Consider the following 22,247-nt stretch of genomic DNA (forward strand, 5'->3'; position numbering starts at 1 on the left):
CGAGATCCTCAAGGCGTGAGCGTGCCCTGGACCGCCTGGCCGAGCCCCTCCACGTGCCCCCGGAAATTCTCGCGCGTTCGCGGGTCGACCACGGCCACCGGGGCCGAGACCGCGAGGCCTGCCGCGGTGCCGACGGCGGCCGCGGCGCCCGCCGTGACCTGGATGATCCGGTCGCCGACGCCGACGCGGGAGTCGGTCAGGGTCTGGCCCTCGGCCAGCTCGCGCCCGATGATGCGCACGACCTCCGGGCTTTCGGCGAACTTCGAGTGGTTCAGGGGATCGCCCGTCCTGAGCTTCGACAGGTTCAGGACGGTGATGCCGGACGTCTCGAGCTCGCTGCGATAGGGCTCCTGATCGGGATCGATCGCCCCGAGCCGCACCGCATCGCCCCAGAGGCGCCGCGAGATCGCCAGGGCCCGGTCGTCCTGCGAGACGAAGAGGGTGAAGCCCGGGCGGGTTTTCCCCATGTCCACGACGGCCTCGCGGAACAGGTCGACGTCCACGTCCGGGGCGGCCAGCAGCACGTTGCGGATCTTGGGGGCGACGCGCCCGTCCCGGATCGCCATCTGGCGCAGGGCCTCCAGGGTGACCCAGTTGCCCATGGAATGGGCCAGGATCGAGATCTCCCCGACGGCCGGATCGGCCGCGAGGGTCCGCAGGGTGGTCTCCAGCGCGTTGCGGGAATAGGTGTTGCTCTCGCGGTCGTAGCCGTAGGCCAGGATGCTGCCGCGGGACGGCCAGGTGAACAGCACGGGGACGACGGGCGTGCCGGCATCGTGCACGATCTGGGCGAAGCGGAAGACCGCATCGTCGAAGCGGTTGTTGAAGCCGTGGATGAACACCAGCACGCGCCGCTGCGGCACGGTCCGCACCGTGCGGTGGAACCAGGCCGTCGCCTGCTTCCGGTCGACAAGATCGGCCTTGAGGGTCACGAAATCGGTCGCGGGATTGCCCGGGATCCGCTGCGGCCATTGCACCTCGCCCGGCGTGCGGTTGGCCGCGGGCGGGATGGAGACCGTGAACTCGGCGAAGGACAGTTCGGGGCCGCGGCCGCCCGAGAAGAAGTCCTGCGGGTCGCTGGCCCGCATCCGGGTCGTGGCGACCAGCATGTCCACCGTGCTGGCGCCCGGCACTGTCGCGGCCACGGGCAGGAGGGCGCCCTTGTTGCTGGCGCATCCGCCCAGGCCGAGAGCGACCGCGAGGGCCATGAAACGGCGGGCGCAGGAGGCGAGAGGGCGCGGATTGGCCCGCCGCACGCCCGTCCCGGGCGACGCGCCATCCGCCGGAACCGGACCGCCCCCCCATGCGGGGCCGCCCTCCAGGGTCGAGGCCATGACGCCGTCATCGTGTCCCGATCGTCGCATTCGCCCCGCTTTCCCGCTTGTTCCGCCCGAGCCCTATCTTCATCAGGTCGGCGTGCTTGTCGAGCACCGAAACAGCAGGCGTCGACTGATCCGGGCCGAGTCCCGCTCCCGTCCTCACCGGCCTTGTGCCTGTGATCTCGATACGGTGGAGCGCTGAGCTTTTCCGTATCGAGATGGCCGGCACAAGGCCGGCCATGACGTGAGAGGGTATCATCATCCGCTCACACCACCCTCCACGTCATCACCGGGCCTGTCCCGGTGATCTCGATTGTCTGAGGCGCGGTGCTTCTCCGTATCGGGATGGCCGGCACAAGGCCGGCCATGACGGGGGAGGGTGGCGGGAGGGGCGGAGAGCGGCCATGACGGGGGAGGGTGGACCAACAGGCGGAGGGTGGCCATGACGGGCGAAGATGGCCGACGGGCGGAGTCGCGGGAACGGCCGCGGGATGGCCGGGACGGACCCGGTGATGACGGGGCGGCTCGGAACGCGGAGCGGTGCCGGCCGCGAGGGACGGGCGTCCGTTCGGATCGAAGCTATGCTTTTTTCACCGAACGGACAGAATTCCTGACGGCATTAACGGAATAACGACAAATCGTGCCGGATGGTAACCGAGAGCGTCGCGTGGAATGAATCGAAGCCCGTTGTGCCGGATTATGTGATCATCTCTCTCAGCATCGTGGCGGCGGTGGCCGGGATCCTCGGCGCGATCTTCCTTTTCGTGCGCGGCTACAACGACGACCTCGCCCAGGCCGAGGCCGATCTGACGAATCTCGCTCTCGCGCTCCAGGAGCGGACGGACGGCGTCTTCCAATCCACCGAGAACGTTCTGCGCGACGTGGTCAGCCGCATTCCGCAAGCCTGCCTTCAGGCGCACGAGTTCGACGGCTTCGCCGCCGCGCAGACGACCAAGGCCACCTTGGTCGGCGCGTGCCACTCGCTGCCCCAGCTCGTCCGGATCGACCTCGTCAATGCCCGTGGAAGGATCGTCGGCTCCTCGACGCCGCGCCCCATGACCGATCCGATCTATGTGAAGGACACGTCCTATTACCGGGCGCTCGCCACCGAGCCGGCCCTGACCCTGTATCTCGGCGAGCCGATGCGAATCCGGGCGATGGACAAGAAGGTTCTCTCGCTCGCCCGCAAGATCCTGGACACCGACGGCAATTTTCTCGGCCTCGTCGTGGCCACGATCGACATCGGGCATTTCGAGCAGATCTTCAAGGATCACCTTCGCACTCATTCCCAGGCGATCACGCTCTATCGCCGCGACGGCATCATCCTGGCGCATTGTCCGGTCTCCGAGAGGGCGCTCGGCCGACGCGTGTGGAGGCCCAACACCCCGCTGCAGCGCCTGATTGGAAAGAACATCCCGACCCTCATCCGAGACGTCAGCTGGATCGACCGGAAGGAGCGCGTCATGGCTCTCCATCCGCTCGCCCATTATCCGGCCGGCCTCGCGGTCAGCAGGACGGTCGCGGAGCTGATGGCCGGACGGCGCCTCGAGAGCCGGGTGGTGGCATTCTTCGCCTATCTGATGGACATCGGGATCGAGGCCGCCACCCTGCTCGGCCTGCGGCATGTGCGGACCGGCATCCTGCGCGCGGCGAGCGAAAGCTACCTGTCGCGGCACGACGTGCTGACCAAGCTTCCCAACCGGCTCCAGTTCGTCGAGGACCTCAAGCGGACGTTCCTCGCCTCCCAGCGCTCGAGCACGGACTTCGCGCTGCACCTCGTCGATCTCAACCGCTTCAAGGACATCAACGACAGCTTCGGCCACGCGGTCGGCGACGAGATCGTCCAGGCCGTGGCGCGGCGCCTGCGCGAGCGCTTGAGGAAGACCGACCTCATCGCGCGCATCGGCGGCGACGAGTTCGCGATCATTCAGCGGCCGCTCCGCAACCGCCAGCAGGCCATCGATCTCGCCACGGCCATCCAGTCGGCCATGCGGATCCCGTGCACGGCCGGCAGCACGGAAATCGAAGTCGGGCTCTCCATCGGCATCGCCATCGCGTCGACCGACGGCAGGAGTTCCAACGAGATCCTGAAGGCCGCGGACATCGCGCTCTATGCGGCGAAGTCCGATTCCACCAGCAGCTACCGGATCTTCGATTCCGGCATCAAGGACGCGCGCGCGGAACGCCGCGCCCTCGAGGGCGCGCTCAAGGCCGCTCTGGAGAACAAGGAGCTCGACCTGTTCTACCAGCCGATCCTCGACCTCGCGACCAACCAGATGTGGGGTTGCGAGGCGCTGGCGCGCTGGAAGCACCCGACCAAGGGCATGATCTCGCCGCTGCAGTTCATCCCCACGGCCGAGGAATCAGGCCTCATCGGCCCGATGGGTGACTGGATTCTCGAGGAGGCGTGCACGACGGCCATGACCTGGCCGCAGCCGCTGATGGTCGCGATCAACCTCTCGCCTGTCCAGTTCCGCAGCCGGGATGTCGTGGCCAGCGTCCGCGCCGCCCTGGAAATCTCCGGCCTGCCGCCGCACCGCCTCGTCCTGGAGATCACGGAATCCGTCAAGCTCACCGAGGAAGCCACGGCGGCGCTCAGGAAGCTGAAGGCGCTCGGCGTCTCCATCGCGCTCGACGATTTCGGCACCGGCTACGCGTCGATGAGCTATCTCAGCAGCTTCCCGTTCGACAAGATCAAGATCGATCAGTCCTTCGTGCGCAACATGCTGACCTCCGCGGACAGCCGTGCGATCATCAAGGCGACCATCGGCCTCGCCAAGGACCTGAACATGAGCACGACGGCCGAAGGCGTCGAGACGGACGAGCAGCTCAATGCCCTGCGTCTCGCCGGCGCCTCCCAGGCCCAGGGCTACCTCATCGCCAAGCCCATGTCCCGCGAGGCCATTGCGTCCTTCATCGCGGACGCGCCGAAGCCGCAGGCGAGGAAGCGGGACGAGGCGTCCCGCGCCGTTGCGTAGCGGCCGCGCCATGCCGCTTATCGGGCCGTCCGGCCCAGCAGGGCGTTCATGAACGCGATGTGCTCATGGGCGGGCAAGGGCGTTCCGTCCGGTCCCTTCGGCCTGATCTCCTCGACGACGAGCGCCTCCGGATGCCGCGTCGGTGCCGCGGCAAGGTCGATCAGCAGCCGCTCCTCGCCGGTCCTGCAGGCGATCACGACGCCCCGTTCGTAGGCTTCGGCCGTACAGGCATGCCCGGCCTGCGCGAGGCCGGTCATGACGGATCGCAGCCGGCCGAAGGAATGCCATTCGTAGGGCTCCATCACCTCCACGATCATGTCGAGCGCCCAGAACGGATGCTGGCGCGGCGACAGAGTCTGGGCCCCGGCGCTCGCCGCGAAGACGGCCGCCGCAAGGAGCGGGACGAGGCGCAACGCCGTGGCGCCGGGCCGGTCGACGAACGGGCGGTTCGAGCGGGCAGGGCGATGCACGAGGCGGCGGCGCGGCGGGCGAGAAGGGGTGCGCACCACGTTGCCGGACCGGCCCCGCAAGACCATCGACTCTGCTCCTAAACGGTCCGCGACGCAGCCGACTCGTTCTCCTGGAAGAACGTTTTTCTTCATATTAGAGGCGCTGAGTAAGAAAATGCTCCGTAGAGAAGTGCGTTCTCGCTTGGTGAGAATGAATAGGCAAAAGTACCTCTATACCTCGTTCGTTAAAAAGAACATTCTCGTTGACAGTTCCGCTGAAGGACAGCACCCTGACCGTGCGGTTCGAACGAGATCCTCGCTGGGGCCGCCGCGGTGATTTGACGGTGTGCAGCTTGCGCCGCGTGATCAAACGCTAAAGCGCCACGGAGCCTGTATCGCCCCGTGGTCCTCAGTCTAACGCAAAGGATGCCCGGTCGTGCCTGCTCCATCCTCCCGAAAGCAACTTCTCTCCTGTCGTCGGCTCCTGCCCGGATGTTGCGGCTGTTGAAGCCGAGCTGACGCAGCTTCCCACGTCTGAGCGCGACCCCGCTGGCCATCCGGCCGGCGACAGGAGACCTTTGCCATGAACAGCACCACCAACGGCACAGCCCGCGTGATCGAGGTCGACGGCGTGACCGCCGGCATCGCGGTTCCGGAAGAAGGCGGATTTCGCTTCTTCTCGTCCGGGGGCGTCTTCGATGCCCTCGATGGGCGCCGGTTCCGCAGCCTCAGGCAGATCGCCGGGGCCGTCCACGACCGGTGGCGCCGGAGCATCCCGCCCGAATCTCGCGCGCCTCGCCCTCCGCCGGCGGACCCATCCGCCGATCGGCCGTTCGCCGTTCCAGGCCCGTTCCTACTGCCCGTCTGACAAGGAGATTGCCCCATGAGCCGGCCTCGCGTCGTCATCATTTCCGGAAACATCCGCCGCCCTTCGCGCAGCCGTGGCCTCGCCGAGGCACTCGGTGCAGAGGTGGGGCGCCGGGCGTCGATCGAGCTGAAGAGCTACGACATTCTCGATGCCGGCCCGGGCTTCGGCTCCGCGCTGGCGCGCAGCGAGCTGCCGCTGCCGGCGGCCCGCATCGTCGATGAAATCGAGGGTGCGGACGCGCTCATCGTCGGAACGCCGGTCTACAAGGGAGCCTATACGGGTCTTTTCAAGCACCTGATCGACTTCATCGCTCCCGAGCAATTGGCCGGCAAGCCGGTCGCGTTGACCGCGACGGGTGGAGGGGCCCGTCACGCGCTCGTCGTCGAGCATGCGCTCCGGCCTCTCTTCGGCTTCTTTGCCGCCCTGACCCTTCCGACGGCCGTCTATGCGTCGGATGCCGACTTCGAAGCGGCGGAGGACGGCGCCGGGTATGTCGTGACGGATGCGGGCATCCGTTCGCGATTGTGCGCCGCAGCCGACGAACTCGCGGGTCTTCTCGCGACGCATTCGCGCGGCGCGGAAATCCTGCGCCGCTCCGCCCGGGCCGTCCAATGACCTATCGCCTTGGCCTGCTCGACAAGAGCCCTCTCGCCGCCGGCGACATCGCCGAAGCCGCGCTCGCGCGAACCGTCGATTTCGCGCGCCGCGCGGAGGCGCTCGGATATCACCGGTTCTGGGTCGCAGAGCATCACGGTTTCCCTGGCCTCGGCAGTTCCGCGCCGGAACTCCTCGCCGCCTTTGTTCTCGCGCAGACGACGCGGATCCGCGTCGGATCGGGCGGCGTGCTCCTGCAGCATTACAGTCCCTACAAGGTGGCCGAGAGTTTCAATCTGCTGGCCGCCCTGGCACCCGGCCGCGTCGACCTCGGCGTCGGCAAGGCCCCGGGCGGCTTCCCGCAGACTACGAAGGCTCTGGCGAATGGACGCTCCGCGTCCGACTTCGCCGACGAGCTTGCGCTTCTCGAACTCTTCCTGACACAGGGGCCGCCGGAGGGGCATCCCCTTCATGGCGCCGCTGCGAAGCCCACCCCGACCTTCGCGCCCGAACGGTTCCTGCTCGGCGCGAGCCAGGAGAGCGCGCTTCTCGCGGCGAAGCACGGTTGGGCCTTCGTCTTTGCCGGCCACCTGAACGGCGACCGCAAGGCGATGACCGAGATCCTGGGAACCTACCGGCAGGCGAGCGGCGGTCAGGCGCCCGTTCTGGCTCTCGCCACCCTGGCGGCGCGCACGTCGGCGGAGGCCGAGCGCCAGGTGGCCGACCTGAAGATCGTGCGGGTCGAACTGGATACCGGGCAGAGCGTGAATCTCGGCACCGAGGAGCAGGCCGCGGAGTTCGCCCGCCAGGCGGGCGCCGCATCCTACCGCATCGAGGAGCGGCGTCCGCGCGTGGTCGCCGGCACTCCGGCGCAGGTGCACCGGGAGCTCGATCAACTCTCCCGCGAGTTCGGGATCCGCGAATTCATCCTCGACACGCCCGTCGCAAGCCCGGCGGAGCGGTTCAACTCCATCGAGCTTCTGGCCATCGGCGCCCCTGCGGCGGCTGCCTGATTTCACAAGGAGAACTCCATGTCGCGCAAGCACATCAGACTCGGCATCATGCTGCAGGGACCCGGCGGCCACATGAATGCATGGCGGCACGCGAGCGGCCCCGCCGATGCGAGCGTCAACTTCGACTTCTACCGTGCGACGGCCCTCAAGGCGGAAGAGAACGGCATCGCCTTCGCCTTCGTGGCGGACGGGCTCTACATCAACGAGAAGTCGATCCCGCACTTCCTCAATCGGTTCGAGCCTATCTCCGTGCTGTCGGCTCTCGCGGCCGTGACCTCGCGGATCGGTCTCGTCGGCACGGTCTCGACCTCGTACAGCGATCCGTTCACGATTGCCCGGCAATTCGCATCCCTCGATCTGATCAGCCAGGGCCGCGCCGGTTGGAACGCCGTGACATCGCCGCTGGAGGGCTCCGGCCTGAACTACGGCCGCCCGCACCCCGAGCATGCCCTTCGCTACGAGATCGCCAACGAGTATCTCGATGTCGCCAAGGGATTGTGGGATTCCTGGGACGACGACGCCTTCGTGCGGGACCGCGCCACCGGCGTGTTCTTCGACCGGGCGAAGCTTCACACGCTCGGTCACAAGGGCCGCTTCTTCTCGGTGGAGGGGCCGCTCAACATCGCGCGCTCGCCGCAGGGGCAGCCCGTGATCTTTCAGGCCGGATCGTCCGACGCCGGCATCGGCCTCGCCGGGCGGCACGCGGATGCGGTTTTCACGAACGGCACGAATCTGGAGGACGCCAAGCTGTTCCGGCGCCAGGTGCGGGCGAGCGCGGTGGCGCATGGCCGGCAGGCCGACGATGTGCTGGTGTTCCCGGGAATCGGACCTGTCGTCGGAGCGACGGAGGCGGAGGCCGAAGCCAAGTACCGGGCGATCCGTGATCTCGTCACCATCGACGAGGCTCTCCTCTATCTCGGGCGCTATTTCGATCACCACGACTTCAGCGCCTACCCGCTCGACGGGCCGTTCCCGGATCTCGGCGACATCGGCCGCAACAGTTTCCGGTCGACCACCGACCGCATCAAGGCGGAGGCGCGCGCCAAGGCGCTCACCTTGCGAGAGGTCGCGCTGGATGCCGCCACGCCTCGGACGGACTTCATCGGCACGCCCGACAGGATCGCGGACGAAATCATCCGTCGGGTGGACGAGAAGGCGGCCGACGGGTTCATCCTCGGCTTTCCGGTCATTGCCGAGGGCTTCGACGACTTTGTCCGTCACGTCATCCCCATCCTGGAAGAGCGGGGCGTCTACGATCGCACGCTCACGGGGCGGACCCTGCGCGATCATCTCGGGCTGCCGTTTCGCGAGAGCCGCTACGCCGCCGAGGGCGCGGCGCGGCACGAAGCGGTGGCGTCATGACCCTGCTGGCCGATCAAGAGGCGCCTCCCGCATCCGGTACGGAGGCCGCAATGGGGGAGGGTGTGGAACTCGATCCCTTCGTGGCGATCCGGCGCGATCTTCACCGCCACCCGGAGCTTGCCTTCAAGGAGCGGCGCACGAGTGAGCTCGTCGCCGATCATCTCGCCTCCTGGGGATACGAGGTGGCGCGGGGCTTGGCCGGAACGGGCCTCGTCGGATCGCTCCGGCGGGGATCCGGCGGGAAGCGCCTCGGGATCCGGGCCGACATGGATGCCCTGCCGGTCGAGGAGGCGACGGGACTGCCCTATGCCAGCAGGCATGAAGGAATCATGCATGCCTGCGGTCACGACGGGCACACGGCGATACTCCTCGCGGCCGCGAAGGCCGTGGCGGACGACATCGCGTTCTCCGGCGAGCTTCACCTGATCTTCCAGCCCGCCGAGGAGATCGGCGCCGGCGCGCGGCGCATGATCGCCGACGGATTGTTCGGGCGCTTTCCCTGCGACGCGGTGTTCGGGCTGCACAACTGGCCGGGGCTCGGCGCGGGACAGTTCGGCTTCATCGAGGGGCCGGCGATGGCGGCCGTGGATCAGGCTCGTGTCACCGTGATCGGGCAGGGCGGCCATGGGGCTTCCCCGCACGAGACCGTGGACCCGGTGGTCGCGGCAGCCTCCTTGATCACGGCGCTTCAGAGTGTCGTTTCGCGCGGCGTCGACCCGCTGGAGGCGGCGGTCGTCACGGTCGGGTCGATCCATGGCGGCACGGCGTCCAACATCATTCCCGACAGCGTGGACATGAAGCTGACCCTGCGCAGCTTCACGCCGGCGGTCCGCAGGATCCTGGAGAGCCGCGTCCCGGCTCTCGCCAGGGCGCAGGCCGAGAGCTTCGGCGCGCGGGCCGAGGTCGATTACCGGCGCGGGTTCCCGCCCGTCGTGAACCATCCGCGCGAGACCCGGCTGGCGCACGGGGTCGCCCTGGCCCAGTTCGGCCCGGAGAGAATCGCCGAAGCCTTCCGGCCGCGGACCGCGAGCGAGGACTTCGCCTTCTTCCTCGAAGAAAGGCCCGGGGCGTTCCTGTTCGTCGGCAACGGCGACAGCGCCGCCCTGCACAGCCCGCGATACGACTTCAACGACGCCATCCTGGCACCGGCAGCCGCCTATTGGGCCGGACTTGCCGGCGCCTTCCTCCAGTGAATCCGGAGCGATCTCATGACGGACACCTTCCTTTACACCTCCCCGGACGACGAGCGATCCCGCCCGCTCATCGAAGCTCTCACTCGGGAATACGCCACGCGCTACGGCACCTATTTCGGCGACGAGCCGGGTGCGGAGATGCGACGGTATCCGGCGGCCCTGTTTGCTCCCCCGGAGGGAAACTTCGTCCTGCTTCTGCGCAACGGGACCGCCGTCGCGGGTGGCGCGTTCAAGCGCTACGACGAGCACACCGCGGAACTGAAGCGAATCTGGACGCACGAGAAGGCCCGCCGGCAGGGCCTGGCGCGCCGTGTCGTGGAGGAGCTGGAGGCCCAGGCGCTCCGACAGGGCTACACCCGCATCTTCCTGACGACGGGATTTCGCCAGCCTGAGGCGAAGGGACTGTACCTGACCATGGGCTACACGCCGCGCTTCGACGTCACTCTGAATCCCGAGATCTACAAGATCCTGCCGTTCGAGAAGGAGCTGGTGCCGAAGGTGGTCACCCTCGCGAGCCGGCGTCAACGCGCGCCAGCCGCAACATCCGTGGCCTGAAGCCCGGTCCGACACGGAGGCACATTCATGACCCTGGTACCAGCCTTTAGGCAAGTCGATGTCGTGCCCGAAGGAATCCCCCTCGGCGGCAAGGCCCATCTCCGGATCGTCCCGGCGAAATACCCGGCCCGCACGGTCGGGACCGTCCTGTCCCTCGTCGTGATCTTCGCGATCCTGAACTCGGTGTTCTCCAACCCGCGCTGGGGCTGGGACGTCTTCGCGGAATGGTTCTTCGCCGAGCCCGTTCTGGCGGGTCTCGGGCGAACGCTCCTGCTGACGGCGCTGGGTGCCACGTTCGGCTTTCTCCTCGGCACGGGCCTGGCCCTTGCAAGGGTGTCCGGATCGCCGCTCCTGGCCTCCCTCTCGTGGGGATATGTCTGGCTCCTGCGGTCGATCCCCCTGATCGTCCTGCTGCTGATCCTCAACAATCTCGGCTATCTCTACGAGACGATCACGCTCGGCGTCCCGTTCACCGACATTTCGTTCTTCTCGTACCAGACGACCCAGCTGCTCACGCCGTTCGCCGCCGCCGTGATTGGCCTCACCCTCAATCAGGCGGCCTTCTGCTCCGAGATCATCCGTGGCGGCATCCTGTCGGTCGATCAGGGCCAGCTCGAGGCGGCCGCGGCGCTCGGACTGCCGAAGTCACGCCAGGCGACGCGGATCGTTCTGCCGCAGGCCATGCGGGCGATCCTGCCGACCGGGTTCAATGAGATCATCGGTTTGGCCAAGGGCACGTCGATGGTGTACATCCTGGCGCTGCCGGAACTGTTCTATACGATCCAGATCATCTACCGACGCAACCTGGAGGTCATTCCTCTGCTGATGGTGGCGACGGTCTGGTACCTGGTGATCCTGAGCGTTCTGTCGTTCATCCAGCACCATATCGAGAGACACTACTCCAAGGGCGCGCTCCGCAATCCGCCACCGTCGCTCCTGACGGCGGCCCTCAACCGGTTCTCGCGTCCGAGGCGCGCTGCGACAGCCGCGCAGGCTGCTCCCCGTTCGGCCGCCTCCGGTGCGCAGCGAGCGTCTTCCGCCAGCCTGGCGGCCCTTGTGGCAGCAGGCGGCGAGGTGAGCATCGAGGGCGTCAGCAAGAGCTTCGGCGCGCTCAAGGTTCTCGACGGGATCAGCCTCCACATTCCGGCCGGCAGCGTCACGGTCATCCTGGGGCAGTCCGGCTCCGGCAAGTCGACATTGCTGCGGGCGATCAACCACCTGGAGCGGGTCGACGACGGCTTCATCGCCATCGACGGAGAACTGATCGGCTACCGGCGGGAGGGCGACACCCTGTACGAACTGAAGGAACGCGAGATCCTGCAGCGCCGCGTCGATGTCGGCATGGTGTTCCAGAACTTCAACCTGTTCCCCCATCTCACCGCCCTCGAGAACGTCATTGAGGCACCGATCAGCGTTCGTGGCCGCACGCGGGACGAAGCGGTGGCCGAGGCTCACGAACTCCTCGCCCGCGTCGGATTGCGCGACAAGGCCGAGGCCTATCCGCGCCAACTGTCCGGCGGGCAGCAGCAGCGCGTCGCCATCGCCAGAGCTCTGGCCATGAAGCCGAAGGTTCTGCTCTTCGACGAGCCGACCTCGGCCCTCGACCCCGAACTTGTCGGCGAGGTGCTCGCCGTCATCAAGGAACTCGCGCGCTCCGGCACGACGCTCGTCATCGTGACGCACGAGATCGGATTTGCCCGTGAGGTCGCCGATCAGGTCGTCTTCATGGAGCAGGGGCGGATTCTCGAAGTCGGGACGCCCGAGCAGGTCTTCAACGCCTCGCAGCATCACCGCACCCGCGAGTTCCTCGCCAAGGTCCTCTGAGACAACCCAGGGAAAACATCATGATCGTCAGAACGTTGCTTGCAGCCCTTGCGCTGAGCCTTTCCGGAGCAATGGCTTCCGCTCAATCCATCGATCTCAGTCCCGAGCAGCCGGGGCGGCCGCGGGCGGAACGGAACGAGGCGGCGATCCGTCTCCTTTCGCCGAATGCCAAACTCGCCAAGGAGGGCGTGTTCACGGTGGCCATCGCAGCCGGCCGGCTCCCCTTCAGTGCCTACGCGACGGATACCAAGACCGTGATCGGATCCGATCCCGACATCGCGCGACTGGTCGCCGACAGCCTGGGCCTGACGCTGGACATCGTCCCTGTCGCCTGGGCGGATTGGCCCCTCGGCCTCGCGTCGGGCAAATACGACGCGGTCATCTCGAACGTGACGGTGACCGAGCAGCGCAAGGAGAAGTTCGACTTCTCGACCTATCGCAAGGACGAGCTCGGATTCTACGCGAAGGCGGACAGCAGCCTCAGCATCAAGGAGCCCAAGGACGTCGCGGGTCTGCGGGTGATCGTGGGGGCCAGCACCAACCAGGAGCAGATCCTGCTGCGATGGAACCAGCAGAACGTGGCGCAGGGGCTCAAGCCGGTGGACATCCAATACTACGACGACGACGTCGTGCGGGGACTGGCGATCCAGTCGGGGCGCGCCGACGCCTATCTCGGCCCCAACGCCTTGTCTGCTTTCGAAGCCGCCAAGGACGGCAAGACGAAGCTCGTCGGCACGTTCAGCGGCGGGTGGCCGCTCGTGGCCGAGATCGCCGTAACAACCCGCAAGGGGGCAGGCCTGGCCGAAGCGATCACGCAGGCGATCAACACGCAGATCCAGAACGGCAACTACGCCAAGGTGCTCGCACGCTGGAACTTGGTGCCGGAGGCTATCGAAAGGTCGCAGACGAACCCCCCCGGATTGCCGAAGACCTGAGCCCGCCAGCAGCACCAGGCATCACTCTATCAGACCGTACAAGCGAGGGACCATCATGATATCAAGACGTAGAGCCGTCGCGTCGCTGCTGGCCGCAGGAGCCCTGTCGGCCCTGACCGTCACAGCCGCGCTCGCCCAAGCCGCATTCGACCTGGGTCCGGAGCAGGCCGGCCGCATCAGGGCAGAGCGAGACGAGAACGCCATCAGGGCGATCCCGCAGGGTTTCAAGTTCGTCGCATCGGGAACGTTCACCGTCGCCATCAGCCCAAGCGGGCCGCCGCTCGCAACCTACGCGACGGATGCCAAGACGGTCGTGGGCGCGGATGCCGACTTCGCGCAGTTGATCGCAGACAGCCTCGGACTCAAGCTCGATCTCGTTCCGGTGGCCTGGGCCGATTGGCCCCTGGGGCTCACGTCGGGCAAATACGACGCGGTCATCTCCAATGTCGGCGTGACCGAGCAGCGCAAGGAAAAGTTCGATTTCTCGACCTATCGTCAGGGCCTGCACGGCTTCTACGTCAGGAGCGACAGTGCCATTGGCTCGATCAAGGAGCCGAAGGACGCTGCCGGATTGCGGATCATCGTCGGAGCCGGCACCAACCAGGAGCGGATCCTCCTGGAATGGAGTAAGCAGAATGTCGCCGGCGGATTGAAGCCGCTCGAACTGCAATACTATGATGATCAGCCGACGCAGCTTGTCGCCCTTGCGTCCGGTCGTGCCGATGTCATCGTGCAGCCTCACGCGCAGCTCGTCTTCATCGCGGCTCGGGACCGCAATATCCGCCGAACGGGAACGCTGAGCGCCGGCTGGCCGAACAAATCCGATGTAGCCATCGCCACGCGCAAGGGCAGCGGCCTCGTGGATGCGCTGACGCTCGCGACCAACACTCTGATCGCCAACGGCAAGTACGGAAAGGCGCTCGCCCGCTGGGCCCTGGAGGACGAGGCCCTGCCACGCTCGGAAACCAACCCGCCGGGCCTGCCGAAGTTCTGATCGACGGATGGGACAGCCAGCATGAACACTCGCCTTCCATCCATCGGCCATATCGGTTTCCTCGCGCCCGGCAACTACCCGGACGACGATCCATGGCATGGGCTGGAGCAGACGCTCCAGCTTTTCCAGTATGGCGAGCATCTGGGCTTCGACAGCGCCTGGGTTCGTCAACGGCATCTGGAGCCGGGAGTTTCGTCCGCAAGCACTTTCCTCGCCGCGGCGACGCAGCGGACATCCCGCATACAGCTCGGAAGCGCTGTTATCCCGATCGGCTATGAGAGCCCCTTTCGGCTTGCGGAAGACCTGTCGACGGTGGATGTCCTGTCGAAGGGACGGCTGAATGTCGGAATCAGCGCCGGGCGACCTCCGCACGCCGATCTGATGGCGCCCCTGGTTTTCGATGGGGACTGGCAAGGCAACGATTTCTCCCATGCGCGGGTGACACGCTTCATGGACAACCTGCGGGGTGGCCATCTCGGGGATGACGAGACGCGGATCGGGACGCCGTTCGGACCCCGGCGCCCGCGTCTGCAGCCACATGCCCGCGGGCTGATCGATCGGATCTGGTATGGGGGCGGCTCGCTGCATTCAGCCGAATGGGCTGGGCGCACGGGCGTCAATCTCCTGACGGGAAATGTCATCTCCGGTGAGGGAACGGACGATTTCTTCGTCGCGCAGGCCCGCCTGATCGAGACGTTCCGGCGCGCCTCCCCGGGATCGAGGCGCGTCGCGCTCGGCCGCGTGGTCGTCCCGACCGACGGCGCCGATCCGGTGAGCCGTCGGCGCTACGCGGAGTACGCAGCCGGTCGTTCCGCCCGGACGCTCTCGCCGCAGGGCGAACGCAGGACATTGTTCGCACGCGATCTCGTGGGGACGTCGGAGGAGATTCTCGAGCGGCTCTCCAACGATCCGATCGTGCCGCTCGTCAGCGAGTTCCGGCTCGAGCTTCCCTACGAGTTCGAGCAGGACGAGTACCGGCAGATCCTGTCCGACTTCGTCACCCTGATCGCGCCGGAACTCGGATGGGCCGGGCCGCCCGCCGTTCAGCCGAGCCCAGCGCTTCATGCGGTGTCCTGACCGGTGCCGCTCGAGGCCGTCGTGAATTCCCGAGCAGAGGCCGGGCCATCGACAGAGCGGGCGGCCCGCCGTGGTCCTTCGCGGGTTTCGATCCCTGTCCCGCTCCACCCACTCCCGGGTACCGATAGAACAGCATGGAATCGATGAACGACAAAGACGATCATCCGGCGGGCCTCGGCCCGAACACGCGGCTCAGCCGTGCCGGTTACAGCCCCTTCGATTATCACGGCTTCGTCAACCCGCCGATCGTCAGGGCCTCGACGGTGCTCTTCCCCGATGCCCGGACGATGGAAACGCATGGGCAGAAATACACCTATGGAACGCGCGGAACGCCAACGACCGATGCTCTCTGTCATGCCATCAACGAACTCGAGGGTGCGGCGGGCACGATCCTCCTGCCGTCGGGTCTCGCGGCCGTCACGGTGACGCTTCTGGCCTATCTCTCGGCCGGCGATCATGCGCTGATCGTCGATACCGTCTACGGCAATGTCCGCCATTTCTGCGACACGATGCTGGCCGGGTTCGGCGTGGAGGTCGAGTATTACGATCCCTCGCTCGGCGCCGGTATCGAGGCGCTGTTCAAGCCGAACACGAGGCTTGTCCATACGGAGTCGCCGGGTTCGAACACGTTCGAGATGCAGGACATCCCGGCCATCGCGACGGTCGCTCACCGGCACGGGGCCATCGTGACCATGGACAATACCTGGGCGACGCCCCTGAACTTCCGTCCGCTGGATTACGGCGTTGACGTTTCGATCCAGGCATCGACCAAGTATCCGGCCGGCCATGCCGACATTCTGATGGGGACGGCTTCCGCGAATGCCGCCGCCTGGAAGCGACTGAAGCAGGCGAACGGCGCGCTCGGGCTATGCGGCGCTCCGGACGATGCGTATCAGGTTCTCCGCGGCCTGCGGACGATGGGCGTGCGCCTCGAGCGTCATCAGGCGAGCGCCCTGGCGATCGCGGAATGGCTCGAGGCCTGCGACGACGTCGTGCGTGTGCTCCACCCGGCTCTTCCGAGCTTCCCTGGGCACCATCTCTGGAAGCGGGATTTCAAGGGTGCGGCGGGGGTTTTCTCCTTTGTTCTGGCCACCGGAGGGACGCATGACGTCCACGCGAAGGCCCGGTCCTTTCTGAATGGCCTCGAGCTATTCGGCCTTGGGTATTCATGGGGCGGATTTCAGAGCCTGGCGCTCCACGTGGACCTGGGCGAGCGCACCGTTCTGCGCGGGCCGGGCGAGGGCCCGGTCATTCGCCTGCAGATTGGCCTCGAGGACGTTGTCGACCTCAAGGCCGATCTTGCGAGGGGATTTGACGCCATGCGCCGAGTGTCGGGAGGATAGACCCTCCGGCGTCCCGCCCGGATCGGAAGGCGCCCCATTTCCGCCCCTATCGGGGCTCAACAGGTCCACACAAACTCAACAATAAGCAAGGGGCAACCGTGATGACCCGTTCGACGCACCACACTGATCGTGACGTGTTTCTGGAGTACGAAGGCATCAAGGTCTATCGCACGTACCAGTTCGACGATCCTGTCACCTACCAGCCTTCATCCCACATCTTCACCACCTCGCCCGATGGCGCATACGCGTCCGATCCCTTCCGGTTCGATATCAGGACCCTCACTGTTCCGGCGGCTTCGGCGTTCGAGGACCATGTGCGCGTCGGAGAGCAGGATGCCGTCACGACGGTCCTGGAGCAGGCGATCGACCGCGGCATGCTCGCGACACCCGAGGGCGGCATCGGTCGCCGGCCAGTCCAGGTCCATCGGCAGGCTTGGTAAGAGCGGGCTGACCAGCCTCCCATCCCGCTTTGGCCTGAAGCCAAGCCGCATGAGCGCGCCGTGCGAAAATTGGACCCGGTTTTTCGCCCTCAACGGTGCGCCGGCCAAGAGTGGAGCATCGGACAATCGGGATCACCGGGACGAGCCCGGTGATGACGTGAGAGGGTGGTGTGAGCGGATGATGACACCCTCCCCACGTCATGGCACCCTCCGCCCTTCCCGCCACCCTCACGTCATGGCCGGCCTTGTGCCGGCCATCCCGATCCGGTGAGGCGCGGCGCCCTACGGAAGCGGGATCACCGGCACAAGGCCGGTGATGACGTGGTGTGTGTGTGTGACCCGGTGCGAACACCCTCCCCACGTCATGGCCGGGCTTGTCCCGGCCATCCTGCGGCCTCACTGCCACCCTCCCCATGTCATGGCCGGCCTTGTGCCGGCCATCCCGATCGGAAGAGCGCGGCGCCTCTCGCATCGGGATCACCGGGACAAGCCCGGTGATGACGGGGTGGTGGATCGGCCGGGCGATCAAGACAGGGGCCCGAATGGTGCGCCGCTCGAGCCGGCCCTTTCTGCGGCGCAGCAACCCTTTCCCGGCCCGGGCGTTCCCCGACTGCGAGCAGAGCGGAGATTGCGGATGCGCATCGTGGAGACAGCAGCCGACCTGAACTCATCCGGCCGACATGGCCATGAGGGCGGTGATGGCGTGATGCCCGACCCGGTGCGCGATCGCGCTCCCGTAGCCTATCGGCCGGTTCGGGAGCCGGACGATGCCGGCCGGTGGAGCACAGGGGCCGCCGGCACGGCACCGCGCTGGCTCGCGCCGGCCCTTGCGAGCGCCGCCGCCCTGGCAGCCGCGGCCCTCTACAACCGCTGGCAGGCCCGGGAGGCCGAGCGTCGATACCCGCCGATCGGCCGCTTCCTCGAGGTGGACGGCGTGCGCCTGCACTACATCGACCGTGGGCGGGGCAGCCCGCTGGTGCTGATCCACGGCAACGGCACCATGATCCAGGATTTCACCGTCAGCGGCCTCGTGGACCGTCTGGCGGACCGGTACCGGGTCATCGTCATCGACCGCCCCGGCTACGGCTACAGCGCGCGGCCGCGCCGGCTCTGGACGCCCCGGGCCCATGCCCGGCTGTTCAGGAGCGCCCTGGCCCGACTGGGGGTCGAGCAGGCGGTGGTCTACGGACATTCCTGGGGCACCCTGGTCGCGGTGGCGCTCGCGCTGGAATCCCCCGACCTCGTTCGTGGTCTCGTCCTGGGATCGGGCTACTACTATCCGACCCTGCGGGCGGACACGTTCCTGCTCTCGCCGCCGGCCATTCCCCTGATCGGCGACGTCATGCGCTACACCGTCTCGCCGCCGGTGGCACGAGCGATCCTGCCCGGCATGATCAAGCGGGTGTTCCAGCCGGCGTCGGTGCCGGAGCGCTTCGAGCGCGAGTTCCCGAAGGCGCTGATGCTGCGGCCCGGGCAGCTTCGCGCGGCCGCCGAGGATGCCGCCCTGATGACGCCGTCGGCGATGGACCTGGAGCGGCATTATGCCGAGCTGAGGGTGCCCCTCGCGATCATCACCGGCGCCGACGATCAGATCGCCGATGTGGGCCGCCAATCGGCACGTCTGCACCGGGAGCTGCCGCACAGCGAGTTCATCGCCCTTCCGGGCCTGGGGCACATGATCCATCACCTGGCCCCGGGGGCCGTCGCCGACGCGATCGATCGCACGGCGCAGCGCTCGGCCCGGATGGGGGCCTTCTGATCCGGCAAGGATCGCTTCCGTCCGCACGGCCGGGCTTCGCCCCGCGACAGCGGCCGTTAACCGCGCGCTCACCATGTCGAGCGGAAGTCCCAGACCCTCGTGAACGCGGCCTTCCGGTTCGGAGTTAGCCAGCCGAACTCCCACAGGAAGGGCGTCGCATGAACCTGATCCCAACACGCTGGTCGAGAGCCTCCCAACCCAAGTACACAGGCTACGAGGCAGGTCCAACCTGCATTCTCGTGGTTGAAGATGATCTGATGATCGGCGCCGCGGCGGCGGGAGCCTTGGAGGATGCCGGGTTCATGGTGCTGACCGCCGCCAGCGCCGAAGAGGCGGAGGTCATCCTCAGCCAGGAGATGGTCGACGTCCTGTTCACGGACATCGACCTGGGTGGGCGCGACGGTTGCGACCTCGCCCACAGGGCGCTCAAGGCACAGCCTGGCCTTCCGGTCATCCTCGCCTCGGGGCGCTCGCGACGGTGCCACGGCGACCGCATCCCGGCCGGCGCGCGCTTCCTCCCCAAGCCGTACCGCCTGTCCCAGATGGTCGGCGAAGTGCATCGCGCCGCGCAGGGAAAAGCTGCTCCGTAACCGTCACGCCCTCATTCGCTCACATCGACATCCAGGAAGGAAACATCCATGCGCCGAGGTCTCGCCGTTCTCGCCGGATCCATTCTGATGACCACGTCCGCTCTCGCTCAGGCGCCCGCGGAGGTCGAGGCCTGTCGCCTCTCGGGACTGGCAGCCCTCAAGGAGCGATCGCCCACCCTCGAGCACCTGACCTTCGACATGGAGTCGCTGGCCATCTCCAAGGCCGCCACGCGGGTCGAAGATACGCCGATCCGCATGGTGGTCATGGGCGAGGCTTACCTCCAGCGCGAGAAGAGCGACAAGCCGAACCGCTTCGTGTGCCTCGTCAGCGACAAGGGCAAGGTGGTCCTGACCTTCTTCACCGAGCAATAGGGACGGACCCGCGGTGGCGACAGGGCCGACGCCCTGACCGCGGCCCGCGCCGCGGCGGGCGTCCCGTCAGGCCCGCGCGAGCACAAGGCAGTCGAGCACGGCGCCATAATGGAAGCCGGCCGCCACGAGGACGAAGGCGTGCCAGATCGCGTTCTGAAAGCGCAGGCTCTCCCACAGATGGAACACCACGCCGGTCGTGTAGAGGAGGCCCCCGATGGCGAGAAGCCAGAGGGTGGAGGCGGGGAGGGCGCCGAACACCGACTCGTATGCCATGACGCCGCTCCAGCCCAGCAGCAGGTAGAGCAGGACCGAAAGGCGGTCGAAACGCCCCGGGAACCGGAGCTTGAGGGTGATCCCGACCATGGAGGTGAGCCATATGCCGGCCAGCAGCACCAGGGATTCGGCGCTTGCCTTCATCTGGGTGATGAACGGCGTATAGGTGCCGGCGATCAGGAGGTAAATGGCCGAATGGTCGAACCGCCGCAGCATCCATTTGATGGGCGAGACCGGCCAGAGATTATAAAGCGCCGAGACGGTGAGCACCGTCAGAAGACCGATGCCGTAGATGAGAAGGGACGTGAACTCCCAGGCTCCGACGGCGGGAGCCGCCACGACGAGCAGGGCCGCGATCGAGACAGCCCCGATCGTCACGCCGATGACATGCACGATGCCATCGGCAATGATCTCCTTCACGTCATAGTCCCATTTCAAAGCCGTCATCCTCGGAAGACTGGTGCGGACCATGCCCGCAGAGCAGGACGTTCGTGCATGGCCGGGCCCAGCGGGCGGATCATCACGCCAAGATTGTAGTGCTGGCGGACTCCCGAGCCAGGGCCTGCGACAGCCTTGCCGCCCTGCCTTCTCCCGAGCCCCCTCGGCCGGTAGCGGCCTCCCAGGGGGATTGCACCCGCTCAAGCATCGGACCCAAAAGTGGACTTGCACTTTTGGGATCCGTCCGATGCTCTAAGAGGCCGGCGCGCTGGTGACCTAACGTTAATCTATGTTAATATGCCGCAGACCAAAGTGATGGGGCCGGCTTCGTTCGCCGTGCGGTGCCGGAGCGTTTCGTGGACCCTGCGAAGGAGCGCACGATGTCCGGAAAAGCCGTGTTTCCGTCTTCCGGCATCCCCATGCCGGGCTCCCAGGATGCGTCACCCGGCGGGCGGACGATTCCTCCGGGCTATATCCACCTTGGGGTGGCCAGGGAAATCGAACCGACGTTGCGCGAGTTCGGCCTTGATCCCGATCCGCTCATCCGCGAGGCCGGGCTCGACCCGCGCCTGTTCGACGATGGGGCGAACGTGATCCCGCACGCCGCCCTGGGCCGGCTGCTCTCCCTCAGCGTGGCCCGCACGAACTGCCCGCATTTCGGGCTGCTCGTCGGACAGCGCGCCACGATCCTGTCGCTCGGGCTGGTCGGCCGCCTGATGCAGCAATCGGAGACGGTGGGCGATGCCATGCGCGCGCTCGTCGCCAACCTGAGCATCCAGAACCGGGGCGCCGTGCCGTCGCTCACGATCGTCGGAGACACGGCCCTGTTCACCTTCTCGGTCTATCAGCCCGAGGCCAAGAGCGCCGGCCAGATCTCGGACGGGTCGCTGGCGGTGGCGGTCAATGCCCTGAGGGCCCTGTGCGGGTCCGACTGGAACCCGACCGAGGTCCTCCTGCCCCGGGCCGCACCGGCGGACCAGGAGCCTTTCCGCCGTCACTTCCGCGCGCCCGTCCGGTTCAACCAGGAGAGCGCCACGATCGTCTTCCCGGCCCGTGACCTGGAGATCCGGGTCGCCGGAGCCGATCCGGTCCTGCGAGCGATGCTGGAGCAGCGGATCCAGCAGATGAAGGGGGCTCCGGACTCCGCCTTCTCCGACGACATCCGGCGGCTGCTGCGGACCCGGCTGACCAGCAATCACTGCTCGGCCGACGACATCGCGCATCTCCTGGCCATGCATCGCCGCACCCTGAGCCGCCGCCTGAAGGACAGCGGCATGGGCTACCGGGCGATCACCAACGAGATCCGGTTCGAGATCGCCCGGCAATTGCTGACGGACACGCAGGTGCCGCTGTCCCAGATCGCCGCCGCCCTTGGCTATTCCGAGGCCAGCGCCTTCACCCGGGCCTTCCGGCGCTGGTCGGGCCAGACCCCCACCGCCTGGCGCGGCGATGGCCATTCTGGCTGATGCGCCGCCGGTAGCTTCGGGCCGTTCCGCGCCGCCCGCGGAGTGCCGGCCGGTGTGGCCGGCTCGAAGGGCAGGGACCCGGGACGATCACACGCTCCCGAAGGACCCGTTCGCGCTCATTTCATGCCGAAGGCAGCAACCAAGATCGGGACCTTCCGGGCCTGGCGAAGGATGGCGTTCGGGAGGGAGATACGATCCATGAAAAAGATCATCGCGTTCGCGCTCGTCCCCATCGTGGCCGCGGCCCCAGGTCTCGCGGCTCCGGGCATTACCACAAGCAGCGTCAATTTCCGCTCGGGTCCGGGAACGCAATACTCCTCCATTCGCACGCTTCCGGAAGGCACCGCGGTCGACATCGGCGATTGCGGGGATTCGGGCAGCTGGTGCGCCGTCACCGTCGGCGGT

General features: G+C 67.0%; 21 protein-coding genes. 18 read left to right on the top strand and 3 right to left on the bottom strand.

Features of this window, described 5'->3' with window-relative positions:
- Window positions 1-8: 8 nt before the first annotated feature.
- Complete coding sequence (locus tag OCW50_RS27520; protein WP_262299806.1) at window positions 9-1,208, bottom strand: alpha/beta hydrolase; 1,200 nt, start codon at window positions 1,206-1,208, stop codon at window positions 9-11.
- Window positions 1,209-2,008: 800 nt separating this feature from the next.
- Here OCW50_RS27520 and OCW50_RS27525 point away from each other — a divergent pair.
- Window positions 2,009-4,297, top strand: a complete 2,289-nt coding sequence (locus OCW50_RS27525) for a putative bifunctional diguanylate cyclase/phosphodiesterase (RefSeq protein WP_262299790.1) — start codon at window positions 2,009-2,011, stop codon at window positions 4,295-4,297.
- A gap of 17 nt (window positions 4,298-4,314) precedes the next feature.
- On the opposite strand, the gene OCW50_RS27530 is transcribed toward OCW50_RS27525, so the two are convergent.
- Complete coding sequence (locus OCW50_RS27530; protein WP_262299791.1) at window positions 4,315-4,833, bottom strand: hypothetical protein; 519 nt, start codon at window positions 4,831-4,833, stop codon at window positions 4,315-4,317.
- A 496-nt stretch (window positions 4,834-5,329) separates the two neighbouring features.
- Between OCW50_RS27530 and OCW50_RS27535 the strand changes: the two genes are divergently transcribed.
- The 15 genes from OCW50_RS27535 to OCW50_RS27610 all read left to right on the top strand — a co-directional run bounded on the left by OCW50_RS27535 (window position 5,330) and on the right by OCW50_RS27610 (window position 19,665).
- On the top strand, window positions 5,330-5,614 hold the full coding sequence (locus tag OCW50_RS27535) for a hypothetical protein (RefSeq protein WP_262267541.1): 285 nt from the start codon (window positions 5,330-5,332) through the stop codon (window positions 5,612-5,614).
- 15 nt (window positions 5,615-5,629) lie between these two features.
- Entirely contained in the window at window positions 5,630-6,229 is a 600-nt protein-coding gene (locus OCW50_RS27540; RefSeq protein ID WP_262299792.1) for an NAD(P)H-dependent oxidoreductase, read from the top strand.
- Entirely contained in the window at window positions 6,226-7,221 is a 996-nt protein-coding gene (locus OCW50_RS27545) for an MsnO8 family LLM class oxidoreductase (RefSeq protein WP_262299793.1), read from the top strand. The genes OCW50_RS27540 and OCW50_RS27545 overlap by 4 nt, the downstream gene beginning before the upstream one ends.
- An 18-nt stretch (window positions 7,222-7,239) precedes the next feature.
- Window positions 7,240-8,583, top strand: a complete 1,344-nt coding sequence (locus OCW50_RS27550) for an LLM class flavin-dependent oxidoreductase (RefSeq protein ID WP_262299794.1) — start codon at window positions 7,240-7,242, stop codon at window positions 8,581-8,583.
- Window positions 8,584-8,633: 50 nt separating this feature from the next.
- Complete coding sequence (locus tag OCW50_RS27555; protein ID WP_262299795.1) at window positions 8,634-9,776, top strand: M20 aminoacylase family protein; 1,143 nt, start codon at window positions 8,634-8,636, stop codon at window positions 9,774-9,776.
- A 15-nt stretch (window positions 9,777-9,791) separates the two neighbouring features.
- The gene (locus tag OCW50_RS27560; protein WP_262299796.1) at window positions 9,792-10,331 is read left to right on the top strand and encodes a GNAT family N-acetyltransferase; all 540 of its coding nucleotides are present in this window, start codon (window positions 9,792-9,794) and stop codon (window positions 10,329-10,331) included.
- Window positions 10,332-10,358: 27 nt separating this feature from the next.
- Window positions 10,359-12,155 carry an amino acid ABC transporter permease/ATP-binding protein gene (locus OCW50_RS33270; protein WP_315974483.1) on the top strand — a complete coding sequence of 599 codons (1,797 nt, stop codon included), beginning with the start codon at window positions 10,359-10,361 and terminating at the stop codon, window positions 12,153-12,155.
- Window positions 12,156-12,175: 20 nt separating this feature from the next.
- Entirely contained in the window at window positions 12,176-13,090 is a 915-nt protein-coding gene (locus OCW50_RS27575) for an ABC transporter substrate-binding protein (RefSeq protein ID WP_262299797.1), read from the top strand.
- Between the two features lie 55 nt (window positions 13,091-13,145).
- Window positions 13,146-14,084: an ABC transporter substrate-binding protein gene (locus OCW50_RS27580; RefSeq protein ID WP_262299798.1), complete on the top strand. Its 939-nt coding sequence runs from the start codon at window positions 13,146-13,148 to the stop codon at window positions 14,082-14,084.
- Between the two features lie 21 nt (window positions 14,085-14,105).
- Window positions 14,106-15,161: an LLM class flavin-dependent oxidoreductase gene (locus tag OCW50_RS27585; protein ID WP_262299799.1), complete on the top strand. Its 1,056-nt coding sequence runs from the start codon at window positions 14,106-14,108 to the stop codon at window positions 15,159-15,161.
- A gap of 143 nt (window positions 15,162-15,304) precedes the next feature.
- Window positions 15,305-16,504, top strand: coding sequence for a cystathionine beta-lyase (locus tag OCW50_RS27590; RefSeq protein WP_262299800.1), 1,200 nt, complete (start codon window positions 15,305-15,307; stop codon window positions 16,502-16,504).
- A 101-nt stretch (window positions 16,505-16,605) separates the two neighbouring features.
- Window positions 16,606-16,944 (top strand): hypothetical protein, encoded by a 339-nt coding sequence (locus OCW50_RS27595; RefSeq protein WP_262267550.1) that lies wholly within the window; start codon window positions 16,606-16,608, stop codon window positions 16,942-16,944.
- Between the two features lie 634 nt (window positions 16,945-17,578).
- Complete coding sequence (locus OCW50_RS27600; RefSeq protein ID WP_262299801.1) at window positions 17,579-18,703, top strand: alpha/beta fold hydrolase; 1,125 nt, start codon at window positions 17,579-17,581, stop codon at window positions 18,701-18,703.
- Window positions 18,704-18,861: 158 nt separating this feature from the next.
- Window positions 18,862-19,293, top strand: coding sequence for a response regulator (locus OCW50_RS27605; RefSeq protein ID WP_262299802.1), 432 nt, complete (start codon window positions 18,862-18,864; stop codon window positions 19,291-19,293).
- Between the two features lie 48 nt (window positions 19,294-19,341).
- The gene (locus OCW50_RS27610) at window positions 19,342-19,665 is read left to right on the top strand and encodes a hypothetical protein (RefSeq protein ID WP_262267552.1); all 324 of its coding nucleotides are present in this window, start codon (window positions 19,342-19,344) and stop codon (window positions 19,663-19,665) included.
- A 66-nt stretch (window positions 19,666-19,731) separates the two neighbouring features.
- Here the strand turns inward: OCW50_RS27610 and trhA are convergent, their stop codons facing one another.
- Window positions 19,732-20,385 (bottom strand): PAQR family membrane homeostasis protein TrhA, encoded by a 654-nt coding sequence (trhA, locus tag OCW50_RS27615; protein WP_262299803.1) that lies wholly within the window; start codon window positions 20,383-20,385, stop codon window positions 19,732-19,734.
- A 371-nt stretch (window positions 20,386-20,756) separates the two neighbouring features.
- Between trhA and OCW50_RS27620 the strand changes: the two genes are divergently transcribed.
- Window positions 20,757-21,842 carry an AraC family transcriptional regulator gene (locus tag OCW50_RS27620; protein WP_315974484.1) on the top strand — a complete coding sequence of 362 codons (1,086 nt, stop codon included), beginning with the start codon at window positions 20,757-20,759 and terminating at the stop codon, window positions 21,840-21,842.
- A 198-nt stretch (window positions 21,843-22,040) separates the two neighbouring features.
- Window positions 22,041-22,247: SH3 domain-containing protein (locus OCW50_RS27625; RefSeq protein ID WP_262299804.1), on the top strand; the 207-nt coding region annotated here is incomplete at its 3' end.

The organism is Microvirga sesbaniae (assembly GCF_025460805.1).
Lineage (GTDB): Bacteria > Pseudomonadota > Alphaproteobacteria > Rhizobiales > Beijerinckiaceae > Microvirga > Microvirga sesbaniae.

Bases quoted from the DNA above. Each gene is read 5' to 3' on its own strand.
- OCW50_RS27580 (WP_262299798.1), top strand. From the start codon at position 13,146: ATGATATCAAGACGTAGAGCCGTCGCGTCGCTGCTGGCCGCAGGAGCC.
- OCW50_RS27575 (WP_262299797.1), top strand. From the start codon at position 12,176: ATGATCGTCAGAACGTTGCTTGCAGCCCTTGCGCTGAGCCTTTCCGGA.
- OCW50_RS27610 (WP_262267552.1), top strand. From the start codon at position 19,342: ATGCGCCGAGGTCTCGCCGTTCTCGCCGGATCCATTCTGATGACCACG.
- trhA (WP_262299803.1), bottom strand. From the start codon at position 20,385: ATGACGGCTTTGAAATGGGACTATGACGTGAAGGAGATCATTGCCGAT.
- OCW50_RS27550 (WP_262299794.1), top strand. From the start codon at position 7,240: ATGTCGCGCAAGCACATCAGACTCGGCATCATGCTGCAGGGACCCGGC.
- OCW50_RS27520 (WP_262299806.1), bottom strand. From the start codon at position 1,208: ATGGCCCTCGCGGTCGCTCTCGGCCTGGGCGGATGCGCCAGCAACAAG.
- OCW50_RS27605 (WP_262299802.1), top strand. From the start codon at position 18,862: ATGAACCTGATCCCAACACGCTGGTCGAGAGCCTCCCAACCCAAGTAC.
- OCW50_RS27560 (WP_262299796.1), top strand. From the start codon at position 9,792: ATGACGGACACCTTCCTTTACACCTCCCCGGACGACGAGCGATCCCGC.
- OCW50_RS27600 (WP_262299801.1), top strand. From the start codon at position 17,579: ATGCGCATCGTGGAGACAGCAGCCGACCTGAACTCATCCGGCCGACAT.
- OCW50_RS27535 (WP_262267541.1), top strand. From the start codon at position 5,330: ATGAACAGCACCACCAACGGCACAGCCCGCGTGATCGAGGTCGACGGC.
- OCW50_RS27585 (WP_262299799.1), top strand. From the start codon at position 14,106: ATGAACACTCGCCTTCCATCCATCGGCCATATCGGTTTCCTCGCGCCC.
- OCW50_RS27595 (WP_262267550.1), top strand. From the start codon at position 16,606: ATGACCCGTTCGACGCACCACACTGATCGTGACGTGTTTCTGGAGTAC.
- OCW50_RS27590 (WP_262299800.1), top strand. From the start codon at position 15,305: ATGAACGACAAAGACGATCATCCGGCGGGCCTCGGCCCGAACACGCGG.
- OCW50_RS27540 (WP_262299792.1), top strand. From the start codon at position 5,630: ATGAGCCGGCCTCGCGTCGTCATCATTTCCGGAAACATCCGCCGCCCT.
- OCW50_RS27530 (WP_262299791.1), bottom strand. From the start codon at position 4,833: ATGGTCTTGCGGGGCCGGTCCGGCAACGTGGTGCGCACCCCTTCTCGC.
- OCW50_RS33270 (WP_315974483.1), top strand. From the start codon at position 10,359: ATGACCCTGGTACCAGCCTTTAGGCAAGTCGATGTCGTGCCCGAAGGA.
- OCW50_RS27545 (WP_262299793.1), top strand. From the start codon at position 6,226: ATGACCTATCGCCTTGGCCTGCTCGACAAGAGCCCTCTCGCCGCCGGC.
- OCW50_RS27620 (WP_315974484.1), top strand. From the start codon at position 20,757: ATGTCCGGAAAAGCCGTGTTTCCGTCTTCCGGCATCCCCATGCCGGGC.
- OCW50_RS27555 (WP_262299795.1), top strand. From the start codon at position 8,634: ATGGGGGAGGGTGTGGAACTCGATCCCTTCGTGGCGATCCGGCGCGAT.